Source organism: Rhodoplanes sp. Z2-YC6860, assembly GCF_001579845.1.
In the GTDB taxonomy this organism is placed as follows: domain Bacteria; phylum Pseudomonadota; class Alphaproteobacteria; order Rhizobiales; family Xanthobacteraceae; genus Z2-YC6860.
This window is the reverse complement of record NZ_CP007440.1, coordinates 93,624-114,730: the sequence shown is the minus strand read 5'-3', so window position 1 is coordinate 114,730 and position 21,107 is coordinate 93,624. Positions and strand designations below refer to the sequence as shown.

Below are 21,107 nucleotides of genomic sequence, written 5' to 3'. Positions count from 1 at the left end.
TCAGCCGGTTGGGACGCTCGATGCGTAAGGGTCAGGGATCGCGAGACGCTTGAGGATCCGGCGTTCCATCCCCTCCATGATTTCGGCGTCGCGGTCATTCTCGTGGTCATAGCCGAGCAAATGCAGAAATCCGTGGACGGCGAGGTGGGCCAGATGGTGGTCGAATGGCTTGCCCTCGGCAACCGCCTCCCGGGCGGTCGTCTGATAAGCGATGACGATGTCACCGATATATGGGGCTGGAACCCGGGACTTGCCGCTGCCTTTCCGCGCGCCTTGGACCGGCGCTGCCGGAAACGACAGCACGTTGGTGGGCTGATCCTTGCCGCGCCAGTCGCGGTTAAGCGCTTGAATCCCCGAATCATTGCCCAGCACGATAGCAAGCTCGGCAGGCCGCGTTGAGGCGGCAACGGCGGCGGCCGAAATCGCTTTTCTGATCACTGTTTTAGCGGTGCGGCGCTTTTGCCACAGTGCCGACCGGACGATGACCTCGATTTTGACGGTCTTCGCCCGGCTGTTGCGCGGGCTGGCGCTCACTCCTTGGCTCCGCGCCGGCGCGCCGCGTCGGCCTTGTCGTAGGCCGCGACGATCTTGGCCACCAGCTCGTGCCGGACCACGTCCTCGGCGCCGAAGCTCGCGATGCCGATGCCTTCGACGTTCTCGAGAAGCTGCGTCGCCTCCACGAGGCCCGACATCTGCCCCGGCGGCAGGTCGATCTGGCTCGGATCGCCGGTGACGATCATGCGGCTGTTCTCGCCCAGGCGGGTGAGGAACATCTTCATCTGCATGGTCGTGGTGTTCTGCGCCTCGTCGAGAATGACGACCGCATTCGACAGCGTGCGGCCGCGCATGAAGGCAAGCGGTGCAATCTCGATCTCGTTGGTCTGCAGCGCGCGCTCGACGATGCGCGCATCCATCAGATCGAACAGCGCGTCGTACATCGGCCGCAGATAAGGATCGATCTTTTCGCGGAGGTCGCCCGGCAGGAAGCCGAGCCGCTCGCCGGCCTCGACCGCAGGCCGTGACAGCACCACGCGATCGACCTCCTTGCGTTCGAACAACGCGACCGCGTGAGCGACCGCGAGCCAGGTCTTGCCGGTGCCGGCCGGGCCGATGCCGAACGCCAGCGCGTTCTTGCGCAAGGCGCGGATGTAGGCGTCCTGCGCGGCGGTGCGCGCCCGCACCGGACGCTTGCGCAGATTGATCTGCTCGAAACCGCTCTTCGTCGAGGCGGCCTCGTCATCAAACAGCGAGCCCTGCGCAATGGCGAGGCGAATGGCGCCTTCGACATCGCCCGAGGCGAGATCCTGCCCACGCTTGATCTGCTCGTAGAGACTTTCAAGCACGCGGCGCGCCTGCTCGACGGCGTCACGCGAGCCTTCGATGGTGACGTGATTGCCGCGCTGTTCGGCGGCGACGCCGAGGCGGCGCTCGACCAGCGCGAGATTCTGGCCGTACTGGCCGAACAGCGCCGAGGCGTGGCGGTTGTCGTCGAATGCAAGTACGACCTGCGTCGGCGTGCCTTCCTTGGAAGTCCCCAGTCCCTGTCCGGATCCGAGCGATTGCAACGACATCAGGCTCCTAACGTCTCGATCTGAATATGGTCCGCCTGCCGCGGCAAATTCGCAAGAGGATCAGCCAGAGCGCCGAACAGAGTGTTGCGCCCAACGTCGGTGATTTTCACGGGAACCACTTCACCAATCAAAGATATCGGCGCCATGACCTGCACGGTCTGGAGATACGGCGAGCGCCCGGAGATCTGGCCCGGACGGCGGGCGGTGCGGTCGAACAGCACGTCGAACGTGCCACCCTGGCAGCGCGTCAGGAATGCGGTCTGCCGACGCTCGATGTCGTGCTGCAGCCGCTGCAGCCGCTCGTCCTTCACCGCTTCGGAGACCTGCTCCATCTCCGCCGCAGGCGTGCCGGCGCGCGGCGAATATTTGAACGTGTACGCCGCGACGAAATCCACCTCGGCCACGAGCCGCATGGTGTCCTCGAAATCCTCATCGCTCTCTCCGGGAAATCCGACGATGAAGTCCGACGAAAACGCGACGTCGGGTCGCGCGGCGCGCAACTGCTCGGCCACGCGCAGATAATCGGCTCGGGTGTGACGCCGGTTCATCGCCTCGAGCATGCGGTCGGAGCCCGACTGCACCGGCAGATGAAGCTGCGGCATCAGCGCCGGCAGATCGCGATGTGCCGCGATCAGGCTGGTATCCATGTCGCGCGGATGGCTCGTGGTGTAGCGCAGCCGTGCGACGCCGGGGATTTCGGCGAGCCGGTGCAGCAGACGGCCGAGCGTCGAAGGGCGGCCATCGACGTCATCGCCGTGATAGGCGTTGACGTTCTGGCCGATCAGCGTGATCTCGCGCACGCCGGCGTCGGCGAGCCGTTCGGCTTCGGCGACGATCTTGTCGACCGGACGCGAGATTTCCGAGCCGCGCGTGTAGGGCACGACGCAAAACGTGCAGAACTTGTCGCAGCCTTCCTGCACCGTGATGAAAGCCGAGACGCCGCGCTTGCGCGTCGCGGCCTTGCTCGGCGGCGGCAGGTGATTGAATTTGTCATCAGCCGGAAATTCCGTCTCGATGACCTTGCCGCTCGCGGCACGGTTCAGCATCTCGGGCAGCCGGTGATAGCTCTGCGGCCCGACCACGAGATCGACCGTCGGCGCACGGCGCACGATCTCATCGCCTTCGGCCTGCGCGACGCAGCCCGCCACCGCGATCTTGACGTCGCGGCCCTGCGTTGCCGCTGTCTCCTTCATCACGCGCAGCCGGCCGAGCTCGGAATAGACCTTCTCGGCGGCTTTCTCGCGGATGTGGCAGGTGTTGAGGATGACCAGGTCGGCATCGTCGGCGGTCGCGGTCTCGACGTAGCCCTCGGGCGCGAGCGTGTCCGCCATACGATGGGAATCGTAGACGTTCATCTGGCAGCCGTAGGACTTGACGAAGAGCTTCCTGGGTCCGGTCATGCCTTCGGCGGCTGGTTCAGCCAATTTCCGTTGTTTGGTCAGATGGTTAAATCGGTTGCGCGGGGCGCGTTTGCAAGCCCTGCACGGCGTGGTCTTAGCGGTTTTTGGGTCAAAAGGAAAACCCGATTCCGCTCTCGTGTCCCGGACGCGGTGCAGCGTGAAGCGAAGCGGAACGGTGCACCGCTGTTCCGGGACCCCGGTTAGCATCCGCATAAAGAAAGAAACCGGGGTCCCGGGTCTGCAGCGCATCATTCGCTTCGCTCATGCCGCGCTGCGCCCGGGACACGAGAGCTGGCTAGTCGGCGGATTTCACATCGGCGTCCTTGATGACCTTCGCCCACTTGGCGATTTCGGCCTTGATGTAGGCGTTGATCTCGTCGGGCGTGCGGTCCTGATCGGGGATCATGCCGAGCTGATCGAAGCGCTGCTGGAAATCCTGCGTCTTCACGATCTTCTTCGTCTCGGCGTTGATCCGCGTGATCGCCTCGCGCGGCGTGCCGGCGGGCGCCACCAGCACGAACCAGGTCGCCGCATCGAAACCCGGGAAGGTCTCGGCGAGCGTCGGCACGTCCGGCAGCGACGGCACACGTTGCGTGGTCGTCACCGCCAGCGCCCGCAGCTTGCCGCCCTCGATATTGCCCTTCACCACCGACAGGTTGGAAAACATGAACGGAATCTGCCCGCCCAGCACATCGTTCAGCGCGGGCGCTTCGCCGCGGTAGGCGACATGCACCAGCTTCACGCCGGCATTGAAGGCGAGCAGCTCGCCGGCCATGTGGGGGGTGGTGCCGACGCCGCCCGAGCCGAAATTCATGGTGCCGTTGCGGGCCTTGGCCTCGGCGACCAGATCCTTGATCGATCGGATCGGCGAGCTGGCATTGACCACGGCAACCAGCGGTGACACGCCGATCATCGCCATGCCGGTGAGATCCTTCACCACGTCGAGCTGGAATTTCTTGTAGAGCGCCGGCGCGACCGCAAGCGTGGTCTGGCTGCCGACCATGATGGTGTAACCGTCGGCCGGCGCTTTCGCGACCTGCTCCGAGGCGATGAGCCCGCTTGCGCCGGTGCGATTCTCGACCACGAAGCTCTGGCCGGTCGCGTCCGAGAGTTTCTGTGCAATGACGCGGCCGGCGACATCGGTGCCGCCGCCCGCCGCGAAGCCGACCACGACCTTCACCGGATGATCCGGATATTTCTGCGCGTGGGCTTGCGTTGCGAATGCCGCGCACAGGACAGCCATCAGCAATTTGGAAATTGCAGCCATGACGTCTCCTCCGTGCCGAGCGCTGCGCGCCGTCGTTTGACGCGGCGCCGTCTCGTCGCTTCAGGCACGCGGAGGATAGCGCAAAACCGGCGCCCTTCGAGTCGCAGATGGATCGCTTTCCGTTCTGGTCACGTCCCACACCGCGGTCATTCCGGGTTCGCGCCTTTCGGCGCGCCCCGGAATGACCGTGTGGAGAGAACGTCACGCACTTTGCATATTTTGTTGTCATGCAGACATGCGTCCTCGGCTCCACGCGATGGATCGCGCGGATCGCCAGATTTCCCTGTCGGTTTTCCGGGCCATGCCCGGGTTCTTTCATGCCTCCCCTGAGGGAGGCGGAGCGCCGAAACGGCGCAGGTCTCACTGGGGCACCTTTGCGAAGGCACCCCGCCCGCCCTTGTGGGGCAGGCGCGCCTTCCGGCGCTCCACCGCGGCGATTTATTGCGATACCGCCGTTCGAGATTCGATCGGACGGTGCGGGACGAACCCTTCACCTAAGGCCGCGTTGCCTTGGCCCTTCACCCGATCGCGCCCTGCCACTGAAGGCGGCCCCCTCATCGGGGACGGACGATGGCATCGCACCCTGGGACGTGGGAACGACCCACGCCTGCAGGCGCCACATCCCGCTCCATCAGCCGAACGTCTCCGGAAGACGCCCTCAGTGAGCGGGATAGGTCAGTACATATCAAGAACAATATAGTAAGTCAAGAGAACAAAAAAATGAAGGAGGTTCGCCCGCTGTTTTGGTGTGCCTCGCCGCCGCCAACCATCGCCCCGCTGCCACGGGCACCGTCATCATGTTGCCGCTCTCGGCAAGACATCAAGCGATCGTGCTTCAATGTCGCTTGGAGTCTGACGAGTGCTTCGAAGGAAATTCGCACTCTGATTTTGGGATCGACTGGATCAATGCATAGTGCGCTCGCAAGATGCCCACGCGTTGACAGCAAAATCACGCGTCCCTAGGCTTCCTCGCAAATTACGAAAAACAGAATTCGACGATCGCCAGTCCACTGGCGACGCGAGGAGGGATCGCCATGGCCGAGCAGAATCCGAAGGCTTCATGCACGCCTGTTGCGGCGACGTTTGGCTTGTCGCTGAGCGTCCTGCTGCTTTTCAGTGGGCAGGCGCCCGCCGAGGAGTGGAATTTCTACATGCACCAATCGGCGCCGAATTTCGCAACGTCGCGCGGCGCGAAGCTGTTCACCGAGGAGATCGAGAAGGCGACGGGCGGCGCGCTCAAGGTGCGGCTGCACCTGTCAGGCACGCTGCAGATCAACGCCAGCAACATCACGCAGGCGGTGGGGACCAACAACGTGCAGATCGGCGACGATCTGTTCAACTCGGGCAACATTCCGGCCGCCGGCATCCTGCGGCTGCCGATGCTCATCCAGTCCTATGACGATTTCACCAAGGCCGATGCGGTGCTCAAGCCGTATCTGGAGAAGACCTACGCGCAGAAGGGTTCGACGCTGCTCGCCTCGTACACCTATCCGCTGCAATTCATGTGGGGGCGCAAGAAGCTCGAAGCGCTCGACGATCTCAAGGGCCTGAAGATGCGCGTCGCGCAGCCGGAGCAGGGCGAGTTCGTGAGGCGCTTCGGCGGCACTTCGATCACGATGAGCGCGCCGGAGGTTCCGTCGGCACTCGATCGCGGCGTGGTCGACGGCATTTTTACCGCCGGGGTCGGCGCGGTGCTGTGGAAGGACCTGCTCAAATACGGCTATCCGCTGATAGTCAACGTCAACAACTCCTACTTCATCGCCAACACCGAGGCCTTCAACAAGCTGTCGCCCGATCTTCAGGGCAAGGTGCGCAAGACCGCCCAGGATTCCGCGCGCTGGGATCAGGAGACGATGCAGAAAGAGGAAGAGGAGTCGGTGCAGGTTCTCACCAAGGCCGGATACACCTTCACCAAGCCCACGCCGGCCGATAGCGCGCGTGCGGTCGAGGCGATGAAGCCCTACTGGGACGATTGGGCGAAATCGCGTGGCCCGGAGATTGTCGAGGCGCTCGGCAAGGTGCGCGCTGCGCTTGGAAAGTAGATCGATGTTGAAACGGACGGATTGTCGATCCGTCATCCTGAGGTGCCCGCCGAAGGCGGGCCTCGAAGGATGCGGCCCCAGCCGGGCCGTCGTCCTTCGAGGCTCGCCAAAGCGCGTCGAAGACGCGCGTATACGCGCTTATGGCTCGCGCCTCAGGATGACGGGGTGGGTCTGCCTGTGACGACCTAATGGAAAAGCTCAAGGAAAGCGTCGTCGAACGGGCCTGCCGGCTCGCCTGCTTCGCGGCGTTGGTCGTGATGCTCGTGGTGATCGGCGTCGACATCGTGACGCGCGGGCTGTTCAACTTTTCCTTCGAGATATCGGACGAACTCGGCGGCTACATGCTGGTGGTGACCAGCTTCGTCAGCCTGTCGATCTGCCAGATCAACAACAGTTTCCATCACGTCGAGCTGGTGCAGTCGCGGCTTTCGCCGTTCGGCCGCGCGGTGTCGCATGTCATCTTCGATCTTCTGTCGTTGGCGTTCTGCGCGCTGCTGTTGTGGCAATTGGTGCGCTTCGAGATCACGTCGTACCGGTTCGGCGATCATGCGCCGACCTACCTCGCGACGCCGCTCTGGATTCCGCAGGCCGTGATGGCGCTGGGAGCGGCAGCGCTGTGTTTCTCGGTGCTGCGCACGCTCGCCGCCAAGGTGGCCGTCCTGCGGACGATCATCGCGAAGACGGGTGACGCGCGTGAGTCCTGATCTTCAGATCATCGTCACCTTCGCGTTCTTCTTGACGCTGCTGGTGTGCGGCATGGCGGTGCCGTTCGCGATCGCGGTGCCGGCGATGTTCTATCTGCTGTTGCAAGGCGGCTTGCCGAGCCTCAACAGCCTGGGGCTGGTGAGCTGGGGCAGCATGAACAGCTTTGTGCTGACCTGCGTGCCGCTGTTCATGCTGATGGCGGAAATCCTTCGCGTCAGCGGGCTGAGCAGCCGGATTTATTCCGGCCTCGCCAAGCTCGTCGCCAGGCTTCCGGGCGGCCTGCTGCAGACCAATATCGCGGGCTGCGCGATTTTTGCCTCCGTCAGCGGCTCGAGCATCGCGACCGCGGCCTCGATCGGCGGCGTGGCGCTGCCGCAGCTGATCCAGCGGAAATACGACAGGCGGCTGGCGGCAGGATCGCTCGCCGCCGGCGGCACGCTCGGCATCCTGCTGCCGCCGAGCTTCGGCATGATCGTCTACGGCACGTTCACCGAAACCTCGGTGCCGAAGCTGTTCATGGCCGGCGTCGTGCCCGGCTTGATCATGACGGCGGCGTTCATGAGCTATATCGGCGTGCACGCCTTGATGGTGCCCGGTGTCGCGCCGCGCGAATCCGGGCCGCGTTCGCTGCAGGAGTTTCTGGCGGCGCTGTCCGATGTGCTGCCGTTCGGTGTCCTGATCGGCGGCACGCTGGGCGGCATCTATGCCGGTCTCGTCACCACGACCGAGGGCGCCACCATCGGCTGTATTCTCGCGATCATTCTTGGCGCGACCTTCGGCAACCTCACGCTGGGCGGCGTGATCGAGGCGATGAACAGCACCATCAAGTTTTCCGGCAACATCCTGTTCATCATCTTCACCGCCTACATCTTCTCCTACGCGATCAGCTTTGCCGGCGTCGGCGAGAAGGTGACGGCCTTCGTCGTCGGTCTCAATCTGTCGCGGCTGGAGTTCTTCCTGGCGCTGTTCGTGCTCTACACCGTGCTCGGCTGCCTGATCGAAAGCCTCGGCATGATCGTGATCACGGTGCCGCTGATCTTCCCGATCCTGCCAAGCTACGGCATCGATCCGTTGCTGTTCGGTGTGGTGCTCGTTCTCTTTGTCGAGCTCGGTCAAATTTCGCCGCCGATTGGGATCAACCTGTTCGTCATCCAAAGCATCTGGGAGGGCAAGCTCGCCGAAGTGATCGTCGGCACCATCCCGTTCCATTTGACGATGTTCGCGGTGCTAGCGCTGGTGATTCTGTGGCCCGAGCTCGCGCTATGGCTTCCGCACCACGTGTCGCGATGACGAGAGAAAAACCAAGAGAACGGCAATGCAGCGCAGCACCTCGAAAATATTGACGACGCACACCGGCAGCCTGCCGCGGCCGCGCGCGCTGACGCAGCTCTATGCCTTGCGCTCGCGCGGCGACGCGATCGATGCGGCCGAGATCGACCGCGCCGGCCGCGAGGCCGTGGCGGCGGTGGTGCGCAAGCAGCGCGACGCCGGCATCGACATAGGTAATAACGGCGAGCAGCAGCGCGATTCCTTCTTTCTTTACTTGAAGCAGCGGCTGTCGGGCTTCGGCGGAAGCTGGGAGCGGCCGTCGCGCGCCGATGTCGACCGCTATCCCGAGTTCAAGCGGATGTGGAACGAGCAGCACGCCAGCAAGACCCAGGTCTCGGCGCTCGGCGGCCTGCCGAAGGCGATCGGCGACGTGCGCTATCTCGACGACCGCGCGATCAACGATGAATGCCGCGATTTCAATGCGGTGCTGAAGGACAACTCGGGCGTTTTCGTCGAGCCGTTCATGAGCGCGCCGTCGCCCGGCATCGTCGCCACGGCGGTGAAGAACGAGCATTACGATACGCTTTCGAATTATCTGGCGGCGCTCGGCCGGGCTTTGCAGGTCGAGTACGAAGCGATCGTCAGGAACGGTTTGTTGTTGCAGATCGATGCGCCCGATTTGGCGCTCGAGCGCCACATCACCTACAAGGACAAGCCGGTGGGCGAATTCGTTGCCTTCGTCGAGCAGGTCGTCGCCACCATCAATCAGGCGCTCCGCAACGTGCCGCGCGACCGCGTCCGTTTGCACGTGTGCTGGGGCAACTCCGAATCGCCGCACGATGCCGACGTGCCGCTCGAAGACATTCTGCCGGCGCTGCAGCAGGCCCATGTCGGCGGCTTCGTGCTGCCGTTCGCCAACCCGCGGCACGCCCACGAATTCAAATGCTTTGCCAAGCGTCCGCTGAAGGACGACCAGATCCTGGTGGCCGGCGTCATCGACAGCCTGACGAATTTCGTCGAGCACCCGGAGGTGGTGGCCGACCGCATCGAGCGCGTCGCCCAGGTCGTCGGTGATCCGTCGCGGGTGCAGGCCGGCACCGATTGCGGCTTCGATACATCGGCGGGCTGGGGCCGTGTGGCTGAAGACGTGGTCTGGGCCAAATTCGCAAGCTTGCGCGACGGCGCGCGGCTGGCGTCGGAGCGGCTGTTCCGGCGCCCGTCTTAGAGGGAGGCGCGCCGGCGGCGGTTTCTGGCCGGCGTACCTGCCTTGGATGCGTCCGCCTTGGACATGTTGCTCATCTCGCTTGTCACGACGTCCCGGACGACGGCGCGGAGCCATTGCAGCCCGGCGTCGCTGTCGCGCTTGGCATGCCAGATCATCGAGATCGCGAACGGCGCGATGCGCACCGGCACGGGGCTCGACGTCAGTCCGAACACGTCGGCCCATTGCCGGGCCGACTGCTCGGGCACGGTCGCGATCACAGCCGCACGCCGCAGGATCAACGGCAGCGCGGCAAAGCGCGACGTCGCGTAGATGACGTTGCGCCGCTTGCTGCTGCCGATGAGCTCGTCGTCGACTGGACCGCGGAAATCGGATTGCGTCGGCGTCACCAGGTGGGGGTGGGCGAGGTATTGCTCGAGTGTGAGCCGCGAACGCAGGCCAAGGCGCTTGCCGTCGTACACACACCGATAGCCCATCGCGGCAAGCTGCTCCCGGCGCTGCCAGGCCGGTCCGTCGGGAAACACCGAGACGCCGAGGTCCATCTCGTCGCTGTCCAGCATGCGAGCGCCCTGTTGTGCATCACTGGCACGAACCGCGATCCGCACCTGCGGTGCGGCCGTTTGAATGCGTTCCAGCAGCGCGGGCATCAGCCAGCTCTCCACCCAGTCCCGCATGCCGAGATGAAACGTCCGCGACTGGGTCGCGGGATCGAAGACCGGCCGCGCGAACAGCGTCGTGCGAATCGACTCCAGCGCCGGCGCGAGCTGTTCGTAGAGCGCGAGCGCCTTTGCGGTCGGCTCCATGCCGCGGCCCGTCCGCACCAGGATCTCGTCCTGCATGATCTCTCGCAGCCGGGCGAGCGCGCCGCTCATCGCCGGCTGGCCGAGGAACAGCCGCTCGGCCGCGCGCGAGACGCTTTTCTCGCGCACCAGCACCTGAAAGGCGACCAGCAGGTTCAGATCGACCTTCCGTAAATCAGTCTTGTCGATATTCATTATCGTTCCAATCGATTTGAATGATACCGGAAATCGCGGCACATCGCCATCTGTGGCGAATGCCTGTCCCTGCAACACCACGGAAAACGCAAAGATGTCGATGTCCAAGAATGTTGTTGTTCTGGCCGCTTTGGGGTTGGTGTGCGCCGCCCTTCCTTTGCTGGCGCAGGAGCCGAACGCGTCGCAGTCGCTCGGCATCCCGGCCGATGCGATCCAGTACAAAGACCTCGGCGGCCCGCAGCTTGGCACTGTGTGGGGCGATGCCGCCAAGGGCGCACACGGCTCGTTTCTGAGGCTGCCCAAGGGCTTCGTCAGCCCGCTGCATCTGCACACCGGCGATTACTACGGGGTGATCGTGCAGGGTGCGGTGAGCAATGCGGAAGCGGGGCAGCAGGAGGTCGTGCTGGGGCCGGGCTCGTATTACTTCCAGAAGGCCAAGGCCGATCACGTGACGAAGTGTCTGGGCAATAGTGATTGCCTGATCTACATCAGTCAATCCAAGGCATTCGACTTCATCCCGTCGACCGGCAATCACCACGGCCGCCACCCGTAGTCACGGCGGCGGAGCTTCGTCAGCCGTGGTTCAAAAACTCGTCGAGCGTCTTGTCCGACGGCAACGCGAAGCCTGACAGCGGGATGCGGCTGATGACCGGCACGCCGAGCTGCTTCAGCTTCACCGCCATCTCGGCGGCCTTGATCACCACGGTGACGCCGTTGACGATCGGAGCGCCGTCGACATTGGCGTCAGGCTCCTCGCCGAACAGCATCATCGGAATGCCGCCGGTCGGCACGATGACATCGGCGCCGTCGTCGATCAGGCGGCGGGCCTCGCGTTCGAACAGCGACTGCATCTCCGACTTTTTCGCCGGCGATGCGAAGGCGTCCATGTAGTCGCTGATGTTGGCCTCGATCGCCCGGCAGCCTGCGACCCGCTGCTGCAGCCCGTAGCGGACGATCTGTTCGTTGTGGGTCGGGATGAACGCCGGATTGATCGCGAGCAGGCCGAGCTTGCGGCCCATGGTGCAGGCGTGGAGCAGGGTGGCTTCGCCGAGGCCCAGCACCGGGATCTTCACCGACGCGCGGGCGTCGTAAAGGCCGACATCCTGGAAGTGGTTCATGAAGAAGACATCGTAGCCCTCGCGCTCGGCCTGGATGGCGCCGCGCACCACGGCGCGCGAGAAACGGAATTCCGACAGCGCATGCACCGTCGTCACCGACGGCGTCATGGTCTTGAATTCGAGCTCGAAGCCCGGTTCGGTGCAGGCCTGCATATGCGGCAGGAGCCTTGCCAGGTAATTGCGGTGGCCCACCTGGTCCGTCGCGCCCTGCGCCCAGATGCGATAGCTCTTCTTCGTCGCGTCCAATCGTGCCTCGGCTTCGTTACTTCAGGCGCTTCGTTGCGTCTTCCAACACGGTCAGGTCGGAATACTTTTTCACGTCGGTGTCGGCGCCGATCAGGCCGAGCTCCTTGACGAGTGCGACGTTGCGCTGGAGCGCGTCGAGGTCCGGACGCATGCCGGGCACGTGATAGTAGTCCTTGTTGGTGAAGACCCAGCCGAGCCGCTCGGGCGGCTGCTTGGTCAGACGCGAACCGATCGCTATGACCTCATCGTGGTTCTTCGGATCGAGAAACCAATAGGTGATGCGTAGCGTGTCTTCCATGAAGTCGACCATAGCGGCGCGGTTCTTGTCGATGAACGATTGCCGCGCGGTCCAGAACAGGAGCTGCGTCAGCCCCATGACGTCGCGGTTGTAGAACAGCGGTTTGGCGATGCGGCGCAGCTCGGGATCGAACGAGAACGGCACGACGAGCGGCACCAGGTCGGCTTTCTTCTCGGCGAGGATGGCTTTCATGGTCGGCAGCGGCGCCTCGATCATGGTGTAGTCGCGCTTCTGCTCGAGGTTGACGCTGCGCAGCATCTTGCGCATGGCGATGTCGACGGCGCCGCCGGCGGCATTGGTCGCGATGATGCGGCCCTTGATGTCTTCGAGGCGCTTCACCGGCCCGTCGGCGAGCACCATGTATTCCTGGGAGTAGTAGTTGGGCACGCCGTCCTGGAATTCGTCGGAGATCACGCGCAGGTCGGAGATACCGGCGTTGTGGATCGCGGTCGGCAATGTCGAGAAGGCGAGGTTGGCGATCTCGAGATCGCCGCTGGCCAGCGCCAGGATTTGCTGCGGCGTGCCGGCATAGCGCACCGGCTCCAGGATGTAGCTCTGCCCCATGTGCCGGGCGAGCTCCTTCTTCTCCATCAGCAGCGACGCCCAGTTCGACAGCGGCGCGATCCACGACACGCGGATCTTGACCGGCTCGGCCTGCGATGCGCCCGGCGCCAGCACTGAAATTGCCGCAAAGAGTCCCAGCAACCAAGACCGTACCAGCCGCATGCGTGCCTCCCCGTGGAGCCTGCCCGGAGGCCTACGATAGCGACCTTTGCGGACCAGCCGCAACAGCGGGCGCCCGCCTTGTCTTCGGCCGCGCAGCCGCTAGAGTCGCGCCGCCCAAGTCATTCCCTGCACTTGGCGCGCACCTTATTTTTCATTTTCAATTGGAGCGCTCAGGCCATGCGGCACAAGATCAAGCTGTTTTCCGCAACGCTCGCGGTTCTCGCCCTGACGTCGATGGCCGCGCAGCCGGCCGACGACGGCGTCCGGAAGCCGAACGGCTATCGCAACTGGTTTCACGTCAACACCATGGTGGTCGACAAGGGCAGTCCGCTGTTCGATGGGCTCGGCGGGATGCACAACGTCCACGTCAACCCGACCGGAGAGGCGGCGCTCAAGAAGGGCAAGCCATATCCCAACAAGACCATGTTCGTGACCGACCTGCATGATTTCTCGGTCGTCGACGGCTCCTACGTCATGGGCAATCTCAAGGGCGTCGCCGTGATGGTGAAGGACGCGAAGAAATATGCATCGACCGGCGGCTGGGGCTTCCAGTTCTTCGCCGGCGGCGATCCCAAGAAGCCGGTTGTGACCGACGCCGCGAAGCAGTGCTTTGCGTGTCATGAGCCCAAGAAGTCGCAGGACTACGTCTATTCCACCTACATTCCCTGAGCGCGATCAGCCGACGGTCGTTTGCTGGCCGGAGCGCAACATGGCCAGCAGCGACACGATCGCAAGCACGATCACCACGCCGCCGTAGACCTCGGCGGCGAGCGGCAAGCCTGAGATCGGCGCGATCAGGCCGGTCAGAATGGCCGGCAGGCTGAACGACAGATAGCCCTCGACATAGAAGGCCGAGAGCAGGCCGGCGCGCTCATGGGCTTCGGCATGCGGCATCACGGTGCGCATCGATCCGGAGAACGCCGCGCCGAATCCCAAGCCTGCGACGATGGTGCCGGCGAGCATCAGGCTGACATGCTGCGTCTTCACGCCGAGCAGCGTGATCGCCACGCCCGCGACCAGCGCCGGGATGCCGCCCGACAGGATGCTGCGCGCCGATGTGTTGCGCAGCGCGAGCACAGCCATCGCGCCGCTGAACGTCAGCGCGCTGACCACGAGCCCGCCGACCACCGGCGCGGTGACGCCGGTGGCGACGCGGATCAGCGAAGGCATCAGCGAGAAGTAGAAGCCGCCGAGCGCCCACGACGCGATGGTGACGGGCGTCACCTGCATCAGCGCGCGCTGCGCGCGGGCCGGAATGCTGACATGGGGCTGCAGCGAGGCGAGCACGCCGGCCTTCGGTGTCACGGTCTCGGGCATGAACCAGAGCAGCAGGGCTTCGGCGGCCGACAACACGAGCAGCACCGCATAGACGAGTTGCTGCGGATCGGGTCCGTAGGTCACGAGCACGCCGCCGCCGAGGCTACCCGCGGTCAGGCCGATGAACGCGGTGATGCTGTTCAGAATCGGGCCGCGGCTCTTGTCGTTGTCCATGATGGCCGCGCCGAGCGTCGCGGTGGCAAGTCCGGTGGCGAAGCCCTGCACGGCGCGGGCCGCGATCAACGCCGCAGCGGAATCCGCCACGATGAACATGATCATTGAGACGACGTTCAGCGCCAACGCTGCCAGCACGGCGGGGCGCCGGCCGATGTAATCCGACAACGATCCGATGGTGAGCAGTGCGCCGAGCAGGCTCAGCACATAGGCGCCGAAGATGATCGTCAGCACGAACGGCGTGAGCCCGAAGGCCTCCTGGTAGTGATGATAAAGCGTGGTTGGTGCGGCGCCGCTCGCCGCGAAGGTGATGGCCGTGATGGCGGCTGTCAGCGTCGTGGCCCTGCGGGACAGCGCCGCGCGCGGCTGCGAAGCGGAACACTCGATGCAAGTGGTCATGGCTCTCTCCAAATGCCTTGAACGAATGGAAGGACGAAAGCGGCGGCTCAGAGCTTCGAGCCGCCGTCCGCCGCGATGATGTCGCCGGTGATCCAGCGCGCCTCGTCGGAAGCGAGGAACGCGATCACCGATGCAATGTCGTCCGGCTGGCCGATGCGCTTGAGTGTCTGCATCGCCATGACGGTCTTGCGGCCATCCTCGGTCTTGGTGAAGTTCGACATGTCGGTGTCGATCACGCCCGGCGCGACCGCATTGACGCGGATGCCGCGCGGGCCGAGCGCCGCCGCGAAGTACTTCACCAGCGTATTGATGGCGCCCTTGGTCGCGGCATAGGCCGATAAGGTGCCGACCGCGGCGCGCGCGCCGAGCGACGAGACGAACACCACGCTGGCGTTGTCGCTCAGGATCGGCAGCAATTGCTGGATGAGGAAATACGGTGCGCGGACGTTGACCGTGAACAGGTCGTCGAAGTCCTTCACCGTGATGCTCTCGATCGGCGCGGCCTTCGAGATGCCGGCGTTGGACACGATGATGTCGAGCCGCTCTCCGGCGAGCTTGCGCACCTCGGCCGCGAGCGCGTGCGCGCCGTCGGGCGCGGCGAGATCGGCAGCCACCGCGTCGGCGCGGCCGCCGGCGGCGCGGATCTGCTCGACCACGGCCTTCGCTTCGTTGGCGTTGCGGCCGTAGTGGACGATGACGCGGGCGCCGGCCGGCGCCGTAGCGCGGCCCATGCCGCGCGAGGCTCCGGTGACGAGGGCGGTCTTGTTGGCGAGGTTTGTCATGATGGCGATCTCCAGTCCGCTTGGCGGTGCCGTATGGCATCGCTTTCGGGCATGAAAATCGTCGCTCGGGACCGCAAAAACCAAGACTTTGTTTGCCTGAGCCATACCTTTGAGATATGCCTTGAAGGCATGGAGCTCCGGCATTTGCGCTATTTCGTTGCGGTTGCCGAGGAGGGCAGCCTGACCAACGCTGCGGAGCGGCGGCTGCACACCGCGCAGCCCTCGCTCAGCCGGCAGATTCGCGATCTGGAGACGGAGGTCGGCGTCAAGCTGCTCGATCGCGGCGCGCGCGGCATCGAGCTCACGTCGGCGGGCCGCATCTTTCTCGACCATGCCCGGCTGGCATTGCTGCAGGTCGAAGCCGCGGGCGAGGCGGCGCGCCGCGCGGCGCAGCCGCAGAAGGCCCAGTTCACCATCGGCTTCCTCACCGGCCACGAAATGGTGTGGCTGCCGGATGCGTTGCGCATCCTCAACGAGGAGGCCCCCGACATCGAGGTGACGCTCGCGAGCCAGCCGTCGCCCGAACTCGCCGGCGGCCTGATGCGGGGCAAGCTCGACGTCGCGCTGCTGCGCCGCGAGGCGCAGGCGCCGGGCGTCGTCTTCAAGCCGATGATCAAGGAGCCGCTGGTCGCGATGGTAGGGGCGGGGCATCGCCTCGCGTCAAAGAAGGAGATCACCCCGCAGGAGATCGCGGCGGAGACCTACATCACGCCGACGCGCTTTGCGCCGGTGCTGAAATCGGCGATCGAGACCTACATGGCGAAGTTCGGCATCGCGCTGAAGCCGGAATACGAGGCCGACAATCTCACATCGACGATGTCGCTCGTGGCGTCGACCGGCGGTGTGACGGTGCTGCCGATCTATGCGCGCCATGTGCTCTCGTCATCGGTCGTGCTGCGGCCGCTGAAGGGCGAGGCGCCGATGATCGATCTGGTGATGGGCTACAGCCGCTCGAACACGTCACCGCTGCTGAAGCGTTTTCTGGCGCGTGCCGACGAACTGGTGGAAGCCGTCTCCCGGCGGATATCGTCCGATCTGTCGGGCAGGCTCTGATAAAACCGTTCGTCTACTCGCCGCGGCTTTCCAGCAGCGGCTTCTCCTTCAGCATGATCATCGCCACCAGCGAGATCGCGAAACTTGCGGCGACCGCGAGGAAGACGCGAAAGAAGCCGTCGACGGAATAGTGAGCCGGTCCGGTGGCGTTGGCTGCATCGGTGCCGCTCAGCACCAGGACGCCGAACACCGCGACCATCATGGTGGCGAACAGGTTGCGGCTGAACTGCATGGTCGCGACCGCCGATCCAAACGTGTGCACCGAGACGTTGTTCTGCAACGCCGTGGCGGCGAGTGGCGGCATGGCGCCGAAGCCGCAGCCGATCAGGACCAGCAGCACCTCGAACTCCCAGAGCGAAACGGAGGTGACGCGGAAGGCGAGCACCAGCACCGCACAGATGGCGAGCGCGAGGCCGGCAATGGGGATGCGTTTGTAGTGCGCACGGGACGGCAGGATGGTGCCGGTGATGCCGGCGCTGGTGTTGAGCGTCACGGCGAGCAGCAGCACGCTCAACCCCGCTGTCGCGGGCTGCATGCCGACGATGTTCTGCAGATAGACCGGCAGGAAGATGTGCAGGCCGACGATCGGCGCCCAGCCGAAGGCGTTGACCGCGACCGAGAGCCGCGCCTCGCGGTCGGCGAGGATGGCGAGCGGAATAAGCGGCTCGGGCGCGGTGCGCAGCCGGATGACGAAGGCCACGCCGAGCACGAGAGCTGCGACAAGCAGCCCGACGATTTCCGGCGAACCCCATGGATAGTTCACGCCGCCCATACTGAGCGCCAGCATGAACGAGGAGCTCGCCGACATGATCAGGGCTGCGCCGATGAAGTCGAGCTTGTGCGGCCGGTCGTGGCGCGGCAGGCGGCGCAGCAGCGTCGCGGTCAGCGCCATGGAGATGATGCCGAGCGGGATGTTCATCCAGAAGATCACCGACCAGTGCAGATATTCGGCGATCGCGCCGCCGAGCGCCGGGCCGCAGGCGCCGGCGGTCGTATAGGTGACCGAGAAGTAGCCGTAATATTTGCCGCGATCCTTCGGCGCCGCGACATCGCCCAGCACCACCATGCCGGTCGAGGTGAGGCCGCCGCCGCCCAGGCCGTGCAGCACACGGCCGAGGATCAGCACGAAGATGTTAGGCGCAAGCGCGCAGACCAGCGATCCCGCCATGTAGAGCGAGATCGCGATCATCAGCGTGAACCGGCGGCCGCGGATGTCGCTGATCTTGCCGTAGAGCGCCGTGATCGAGGTGTTGGCGATGAGGTAGGCCGTCACCAGCCAGGGCAGGTTATGCACCTCGCCGAATTCGCGGCCGATGGTCGGCAGCGCACTCGCCAGGATCGTGGTGTCGAGCGAGCCCATGAACACGGGCAGCAGCACACCGAGCACGACGATCAGCGTCTCTCGGTGCGTCAGTGGCTTGTGGCTCGATGGTGTCCCGGCATCCATCGGCGCTTATGGCGTCACGGTCTGCAAATCATGTTGCGGTTTTCGCTTTGGCGTCCTGAATCGCCTGCCAGATCACATAGGGTGTGGTCGGCATCTCGATGTCGCGAATACCGTAATCGCGCAGCGCATCGACGACGCCGCTGACGATCACGGCCAGCGCCGGCGTGGTGCCGCCTTCGCCGCCGGCCTTGATGCCGAGGGGATTGGTCGGCGACAGCACCTCGACGATCTCGGCCTTGAACGACGGTAGCGTGTGCGCGTGCGGCATGCCGTAGTCCATGAACGAGCCGGTGAGCGGCTGGCCGGTGGACGGATCGACGTAGCACAGCTCCCACATCGCCTGGCCCACGCCCTGGGCGATGCCGCCGTGGGTCTGTCCATGCACGATCAGCGGATTGATGCAGCGGCCAACGTCGTCGATCGTGGCATAGCGCGTGATGGTCGGCGCCCCGGTGTCGGGATCGATCTCGATCTCGCAGATCGCGCAGCCGTTCGGAAACACCGGCTCGTGCATCTCGTTGTCGCAGGCGACCGCAAGCCCGTCCTTGAGTTCGGCCGGCAAGGTGAGCCTTTCGATTTCCTTGGCCAGTTCGAGAAAATCGAAGCTGCGGTTGCTGGTGGGCGACGAGAACCGGCCGTCCTTGAATTCGACCTTGTCGGCGTCCGTGTTGAGCGCGAGCGCCGCGATCTTGCGGCCTTTCTCGATCAGCTCCGGCACGGCTTTGACGATCACGGTGCCGGCGTGGCGCATCGAGCGGCCGGAATGCGAGCCGCCGCCGACGCTGACGATGTCGGTGTCGCCGATGATGATGTTGATCACCTTCACCGGCACGGCGAGGAGATCGGCCACCACCTGGGCGAAGCTCGTCTCGTGGCCCTGGCCGGCCGGCTGCGTGCCGATCACCACGTCGACCACGCCGTTCGGCTTTACGGTGATTTCCGTGCGTTCCTTCGGAGCGCCGATCGAGGACTCGACATAGTTCGCCATGCCGAGGCCGAGCAGCTTGCCGCGCTTCTTCGCTTCTTTCTTGCGCTGCTTGAAGCCGTCCCAGTCCGCGAGCTTCATCGCCGCGTCCATGTTGGCTTCATAGGTGCCGCTGTCGTAGAGCATGCCGACGGCGTTCCGGTACGGCATCTTCTTCGCGCTGACGAGGTTCTTGCGGCGGATCTTGATGCGGTCGATGCCAAGCTCGTCGGCTGCCTTGTCCATCAGGCGCTCGATCGCGAATGTCACCTCGGGCCGGCCGGACGAGCGGTAGGCGTTGGTCGGCATTGTGTTGGTGAACACCGCGCGCGAACGGAGCCACGCGGCGGGGATGTCATAGCTGCCGGTGATCAGGCCCGAGCCTTTCGACAAAGGCGACAACGATACGCAGTGCGAGCCGACATTGCTGACGTTGTCGGAGCGCATCGCCAGTATTTTTCCTTTGTCATCGAAGGCGACTTCGATGTCGACGAGCAGATCGCGGCCCTGATAGTCGGTGAGGAAGGCCTCCGAGCGCGTTGCCGTGTACTTGACGGGACGCTGGATCTTGCCCGCTGCCCACACGACGAGTCCGTATTCGACGTAGGGCCGGTTGCGCGAGCCGAAGTTGCCGCCGATGTCGTAGGACAGCACGCGGACTTTTTGATGCGGGATGCCGAGGATGCCCGCCATCTCGTATTTCTGTTTAACGGCTCCGCCGCCACCGCAATAGAGCGTGTAGCGGCCGGTTTCCTTGTCGTAGTCGCCGAGGCATGAGCGCAACTCCATCGTCACCGCGGTGACGCGGCGAATGTTGAAGTTGGATTTGACGACGTGGGCGGCTTTGGCGAACGCCTTGTCGGTTTTCTCCTTGTCGCCGAAGTGGGTTTCGACCAGCACATTGTCGGGAATCTCGTCCCACAGCGGCTCGCGGCCCGGCTCCAGCGCGTCCCCGGTCTGGACCGTGTAAGGCAGCTCTTCGTATTCGACCTCGACGGCTTCGGCGGCGTCCATGGCTTGTGCGCGTGTCTCGGCCACCACCATGGCCACCGGCTCGCCGACGTAGCGTGCCTTGTCGGCCGGCAGGAGCACGTGACGTCCGGTGAAGACTGGGCCGCCGCTGCGGTCCGTCAGCTTCATGTCGAAGTTGGTGGCCGGCACTGCGGAATGCGGAATAGGTTTGAGCGCGTCGGCCTTGCAGTCTTCGCCGGTGAGCACCAGCAGCACGCCCGGCATGGCTTTGGCCGCGCTCGTGTCGATCCGGACGATACGGGCGTGCGGATGCGGCGAGCGAACAAGCGCGCAGAAGGTCTGGCCTTCGAGGCTGAAATCGTCGGTATAGCGGCCCTTTCCGATGAGGAGACGTGCATCCTCCTTCCGGCGCACCGGCTGGCCGATGGAACCGAAAACAGTGCCTGCGGGAATTTCGATCTGCTTGTTCATGCCTTCAGCGACTGACGACCTTGCTCGGTACATGCCTTCGGATGCGGCGCCCGGCCACACCTTGGGGCGCTGCCCAGCATTGCATAAAGCTCTGGATGGCCAAGGCAAGTCTACTGGGCAAGTCCGCTGGGCAAGCTTGGCTGATGACGTTGCGGTCCGCGGAACGCGAGCGCCGGCTGCGGGATTTACCCGCGGGATTTTTCGTCCAGCGGAACGGCGTAAAGCTCGAGCCGGTGATCGACCAATTTATAGCCGAGCCGGCGCGCCACCTCGGCCTGGAGCTTCTCGATTTCCTCGGACTGGAATTCGATCACCTGGCCGGTGCGCAGGTTGATGAGATGGTCGTGGTGCGAGTCGGGGATCTGCTCGTAGCGCGCCCGGCCTTCGCGGAAGTCGTGACGCTCGATGATGCCGGCATCCTCGAACAGCTTCACGGTCCGATACACCGTCGAGATCGAAATGTTTTTGTCGACGTCGGCGCAGCGCCGGTACAGCTCCTCGACGTCGGGGTGATCGGCCGAATCCGCCAGCACCCGCGCAATGACGCGGCGCTGCTCGGTCATGCGCATGCCCTTGGATGCGCACAAGGATTCGATGTTGGTCTTGGTAATGCTCACACGGACCTCTTCAGGCACCAATCATAACTTCCCCGGCCGCCGCGGCCAACCC

General features: G+C 64.5%; 19 protein-coding genes. 7 read left to right on the top strand and 12 right to left on the bottom strand.

Going from position 1 to position 21,107, the window contains the following annotated elements:
- The 4 genes from ybeY to RHPLAN_RS00500 all read right to left on the bottom strand — a co-directional run bounded on the left by ybeY (position 1) and on the right by RHPLAN_RS00500 (position 4,238).
- A complete protein-coding gene (ybeY, locus tag RHPLAN_RS00515) occupies positions 1–534 on the bottom strand; it encodes an rRNA maturation RNase YbeY (RefSeq protein ID WP_068012945.1) in 534 nt (177 codons plus the stop codon).
- Positions 531–1,571, bottom strand: coding sequence for a PhoH family protein (locus RHPLAN_RS00510; protein ID WP_068012942.1), 1,041 nt, complete (start codon positions 1,569–1,571; stop codon positions 531–533). The genes ybeY and RHPLAN_RS00510 overlap by 4 nt, the downstream gene beginning before the upstream one ends.
- Positions 1,571–2,971 (bottom strand): tRNA (N6-isopentenyl adenosine(37)-C2)-methylthiotransferase MiaB, encoded by a 1,401-nt coding sequence (gene miaB, locus RHPLAN_RS00505; protein ID WP_068012941.1) that lies wholly within the window; start codon positions 2,969–2,971, stop codon positions 1,571–1,573. Before miaB ends, RHPLAN_RS00510 begins: the two co-directional genes overlap by 1 nt.
- A gap of 295 nt (positions 2,972–3,266) precedes the next feature.
- Positions 3,267–4,238: a Bug family tripartite tricarboxylate transporter substrate binding protein gene (locus tag RHPLAN_RS00500; RefSeq protein ID WP_084244081.1), complete on the bottom strand. Its 972-nt coding sequence runs from the start codon at positions 4,236–4,238 to the stop codon at positions 3,267–3,269.
- 1,034 nt (positions 4,239–5,272) lie between these two features.
- On the opposite strand from RHPLAN_RS00500, the gene dctP reads away from it, so the two are divergent.
- The 4 genes from dctP (at position 5,273) to RHPLAN_RS00480 (ending at position 9,479) form a co-directional block, all read left to right on the top strand.
- Complete coding sequence (dctP, locus tag RHPLAN_RS00495; protein WP_068012937.1) at positions 5,273–6,280, top strand: TRAP transporter substrate-binding protein DctP; 1,008 nt, start codon at positions 5,273–5,275, stop codon at positions 6,278–6,280.
- Between the two features lie 188 nt (positions 6,281–6,468).
- A complete protein-coding gene (locus RHPLAN_RS00490; RefSeq protein WP_068012935.1) occupies positions 6,469–6,984 on the top strand; it encodes a TRAP transporter small permease in 516 nt (171 codons plus the stop codon).
- Positions 6,974–8,275 carry a TRAP transporter large permease gene (locus RHPLAN_RS00485; RefSeq protein ID WP_084246380.1) on the top strand — a complete coding sequence of 434 codons (1,302 nt, stop codon included), beginning with the start codon at positions 6,974–6,976 and terminating at the stop codon, positions 8,273–8,275. The genes RHPLAN_RS00490 and RHPLAN_RS00485 overlap by 11 nt, the downstream gene beginning before the upstream one ends.
- A 25-nt stretch (positions 8,276–8,300) precedes the next feature.
- A complete protein-coding gene (locus tag RHPLAN_RS00480; RefSeq protein ID WP_068012933.1) occupies positions 8,301–9,479 on the top strand; it encodes a cobalamin-independent methionine synthase II family protein in 1,179 nt (392 codons plus the stop codon).
- On the opposite strand, the gene RHPLAN_RS00475 is transcribed toward RHPLAN_RS00480, so the two are convergent.
- Positions 9,476–10,471: a LysR family transcriptional regulator gene (locus RHPLAN_RS00475; protein WP_084244079.1), complete on the bottom strand. Its 996-nt coding sequence runs from the start codon at positions 10,469–10,471 to the stop codon at positions 9,476–9,478. The genes RHPLAN_RS00480 and RHPLAN_RS00475 overlap by 4 nt on opposite strands.
- A gap of 94 nt (positions 10,472–10,565) precedes the next feature.
- Here RHPLAN_RS00475 and RHPLAN_RS00470 point away from each other — a divergent pair, with 94 nt between their 5' ends.
- On the top strand, positions 10,566–11,024 hold the full coding sequence (locus tag RHPLAN_RS00470) for a DUF4437 domain-containing protein (RefSeq protein WP_157099979.1): 459 nt from the start codon (positions 10,566–10,568) through the stop codon (positions 11,022–11,024).
- Positions 11,025–11,043: 19 nt separating this feature from the next.
- Here the strand turns inward: RHPLAN_RS00470 and RHPLAN_RS00465 are convergent, their stop codons facing one another.
- On the bottom strand, positions 11,044–11,835 hold the full coding sequence (locus RHPLAN_RS00465) for an aspartate/glutamate racemase family protein (RefSeq protein ID WP_068012930.1): 792 nt from the start codon (positions 11,833–11,835) through the stop codon (positions 11,044–11,046).
- 16 nt (positions 11,836–11,851) lie between these two features.
- Positions 11,852–12,859 carry an ABC transporter substrate-binding protein gene (locus tag RHPLAN_RS00460; protein ID WP_084244075.1) on the bottom strand — a complete coding sequence of 336 codons (1,008 nt, stop codon included), beginning with the start codon at positions 12,857–12,859 and terminating at the stop codon, positions 11,852–11,854.
- Positions 12,860–13,036: 177 nt separating this feature from the next.
- Here RHPLAN_RS00460 and RHPLAN_RS00455 point away from each other — a divergent pair, with 177 nt between their 5' ends.
- Positions 13,037–13,528, top strand: coding sequence for a cytochrome P460 family protein (locus RHPLAN_RS00455; protein ID WP_068012925.1), 492 nt, complete (start codon positions 13,037–13,039; stop codon positions 13,526–13,528).
- A 6-nt stretch (positions 13,529–13,534) separates the two neighbouring features.
- Here the strand turns inward: RHPLAN_RS00455 and RHPLAN_RS00450 are convergent, their stop codons facing one another.
- Complete coding sequence (locus RHPLAN_RS00450; protein WP_068012923.1) at positions 13,535–14,749, bottom strand: MFS transporter; 1,215 nt, start codon at positions 14,747–14,749, stop codon at positions 13,535–13,537.
- 47 nt (positions 14,750–14,796) lie between these two features.
- Positions 14,797–15,531, bottom strand: a complete 735-nt coding sequence (locus tag RHPLAN_RS00445; protein ID WP_068030293.1) for an SDR family NAD(P)-dependent oxidoreductase — start codon at positions 15,529–15,531, stop codon at positions 14,797–14,799.
- 129 nt (positions 15,532–15,660) lie between these two features.
- Between RHPLAN_RS00445 and RHPLAN_RS00440 the strand changes: the two genes are divergently transcribed.
- Positions 15,661–16,584, top strand: a complete 924-nt coding sequence (locus tag RHPLAN_RS00440) for a LysR family transcriptional regulator (RefSeq protein ID WP_068012921.1) — start codon at positions 15,661–15,663, stop codon at positions 16,582–16,584.
- A 13-nt stretch (positions 16,585–16,597) separates the two neighbouring features.
- Here the strand turns inward: RHPLAN_RS00440 and RHPLAN_RS00435 are convergent, their stop codons facing one another.
- From RHPLAN_RS00435 to RHPLAN_RS00425, 3 genes are all read right to left on the bottom strand, one after another.
- Entirely contained in the window at positions 16,598–18,031 is a 1,434-nt protein-coding gene (locus RHPLAN_RS00435; protein WP_068012919.1) for an MFS transporter, read from the bottom strand.
- Positions 18,032–18,059: 28 nt separating this feature from the next.
- The gene (locus RHPLAN_RS00430; RefSeq protein ID WP_237180014.1) at positions 18,060–20,438 is read right to left on the bottom strand and encodes a xanthine dehydrogenase family protein molybdopterin-binding subunit; all 2,379 of its coding nucleotides are present in this window, start codon (positions 20,436–20,438) and stop codon (positions 18,060–18,062) included.
- Positions 20,439–20,623: 185 nt separating this feature from the next.
- Positions 20,624–21,007, bottom strand: coding sequence for a Fur family transcriptional regulator (locus RHPLAN_RS00425; RefSeq protein ID WP_084246378.1), 384 nt, complete (start codon positions 21,005–21,007; stop codon positions 20,624–20,626).
- Positions 21,008–21,107: the final 100 nt, after the last annotated feature.

Excerpts from the sequence above, each read along its gene's own strand:
- RHPLAN_RS00510 (WP_068012942.1), bottom strand. The coding sequence starts at position 1,571 with ATGTCGTTGCAATCGCTCGGATCCGGACAGGGACTGGGGACTTCCAAG.
- miaB (WP_068012941.1), bottom strand. The coding sequence starts at position 2,971 with ATGACCGGACCCAGGAAGCTCTTCGTCAAGTCCTACGGCTGCCAGATG.
- RHPLAN_RS00500 (WP_084244081.1), bottom strand. The coding sequence starts at position 4,238 with ATGGCTGCAATTTCCAAATTGCTGATGGCTGTCCTGTGCGCGGCATTC.
- dctP (WP_068012937.1), top strand. The coding sequence starts at position 5,273 with ATGGCCGAGCAGAATCCGAAGGCTTCATGCACGCCTGTTGCGGCGACG.
- RHPLAN_RS00490 (WP_068012935.1), top strand. The coding sequence starts at position 6,469 with ATGGAAAAGCTCAAGGAAAGCGTCGTCGAACGGGCCTGCCGGCTCGCC.
- RHPLAN_RS00480 (WP_068012933.1), top strand. The coding sequence starts at position 8,301 with ATGCAGCGCAGCACCTCGAAAATATTGACGACGCACACCGGCAGCCTG.
- RHPLAN_RS00475 (WP_084244079.1), bottom strand. The coding sequence starts at position 10,471 with ATGAATATCGACAAGACTGATTTACGGAAGGTCGATCTGAACCTGCTG.
- RHPLAN_RS00470 (WP_157099979.1), top strand. The coding sequence starts at position 10,566 with ATGTCGATGTCCAAGAATGTTGTTGTTCTGGCCGCTTTGGGGTTGGTG.
- RHPLAN_RS00460 (WP_084244075.1), bottom strand. The coding sequence starts at position 12,859 with ATGCGGCTGGTACGGTCTTGGTTGCTGGGACTCTTTGCGGCAATTTCA.
- RHPLAN_RS00455 (WP_068012925.1), top strand. The coding sequence starts at position 13,037 with ATGCGGCACAAGATCAAGCTGTTTTCCGCAACGCTCGCGGTTCTCGCC.
- RHPLAN_RS00450 (WP_068012923.1), bottom strand. The coding sequence starts at position 14,749 with ATGACCACTTGCATCGAGTGTTCCGCTTCGCAGCCGCGCGCGGCGCTG.
- RHPLAN_RS00445 (WP_068030293.1), bottom strand. The coding sequence starts at position 15,531 with ATGACAAACCTCGCCAACAAGACCGCCCTCGTCACCGGAGCCTCGCGC.
- RHPLAN_RS00440 (WP_068012921.1), top strand. The coding sequence starts at position 15,661 with ATGGAGCTCCGGCATTTGCGCTATTTCGTTGCGGTTGCCGAGGAGGGC.
- RHPLAN_RS00435 (WP_068012919.1), bottom strand. The coding sequence starts at position 18,031 with ATGGATGCCGGGACACCATCGAGCCACAAGCCACTGACGCACCGAGAG.
- RHPLAN_RS00430 (WP_237180014.1), bottom strand. The coding sequence starts at position 20,438 with ATGAACAAGCAGATCGAAATTCCCGCAGGCACTGTTTTCGGTTCCATC.
- RHPLAN_RS00425 (WP_084246378.1), bottom strand. The coding sequence starts at position 21,007 with ATGCGCATGACCGAGCAGCGCCGCGTCATTGCGCGGGTGCTGGCGGAT.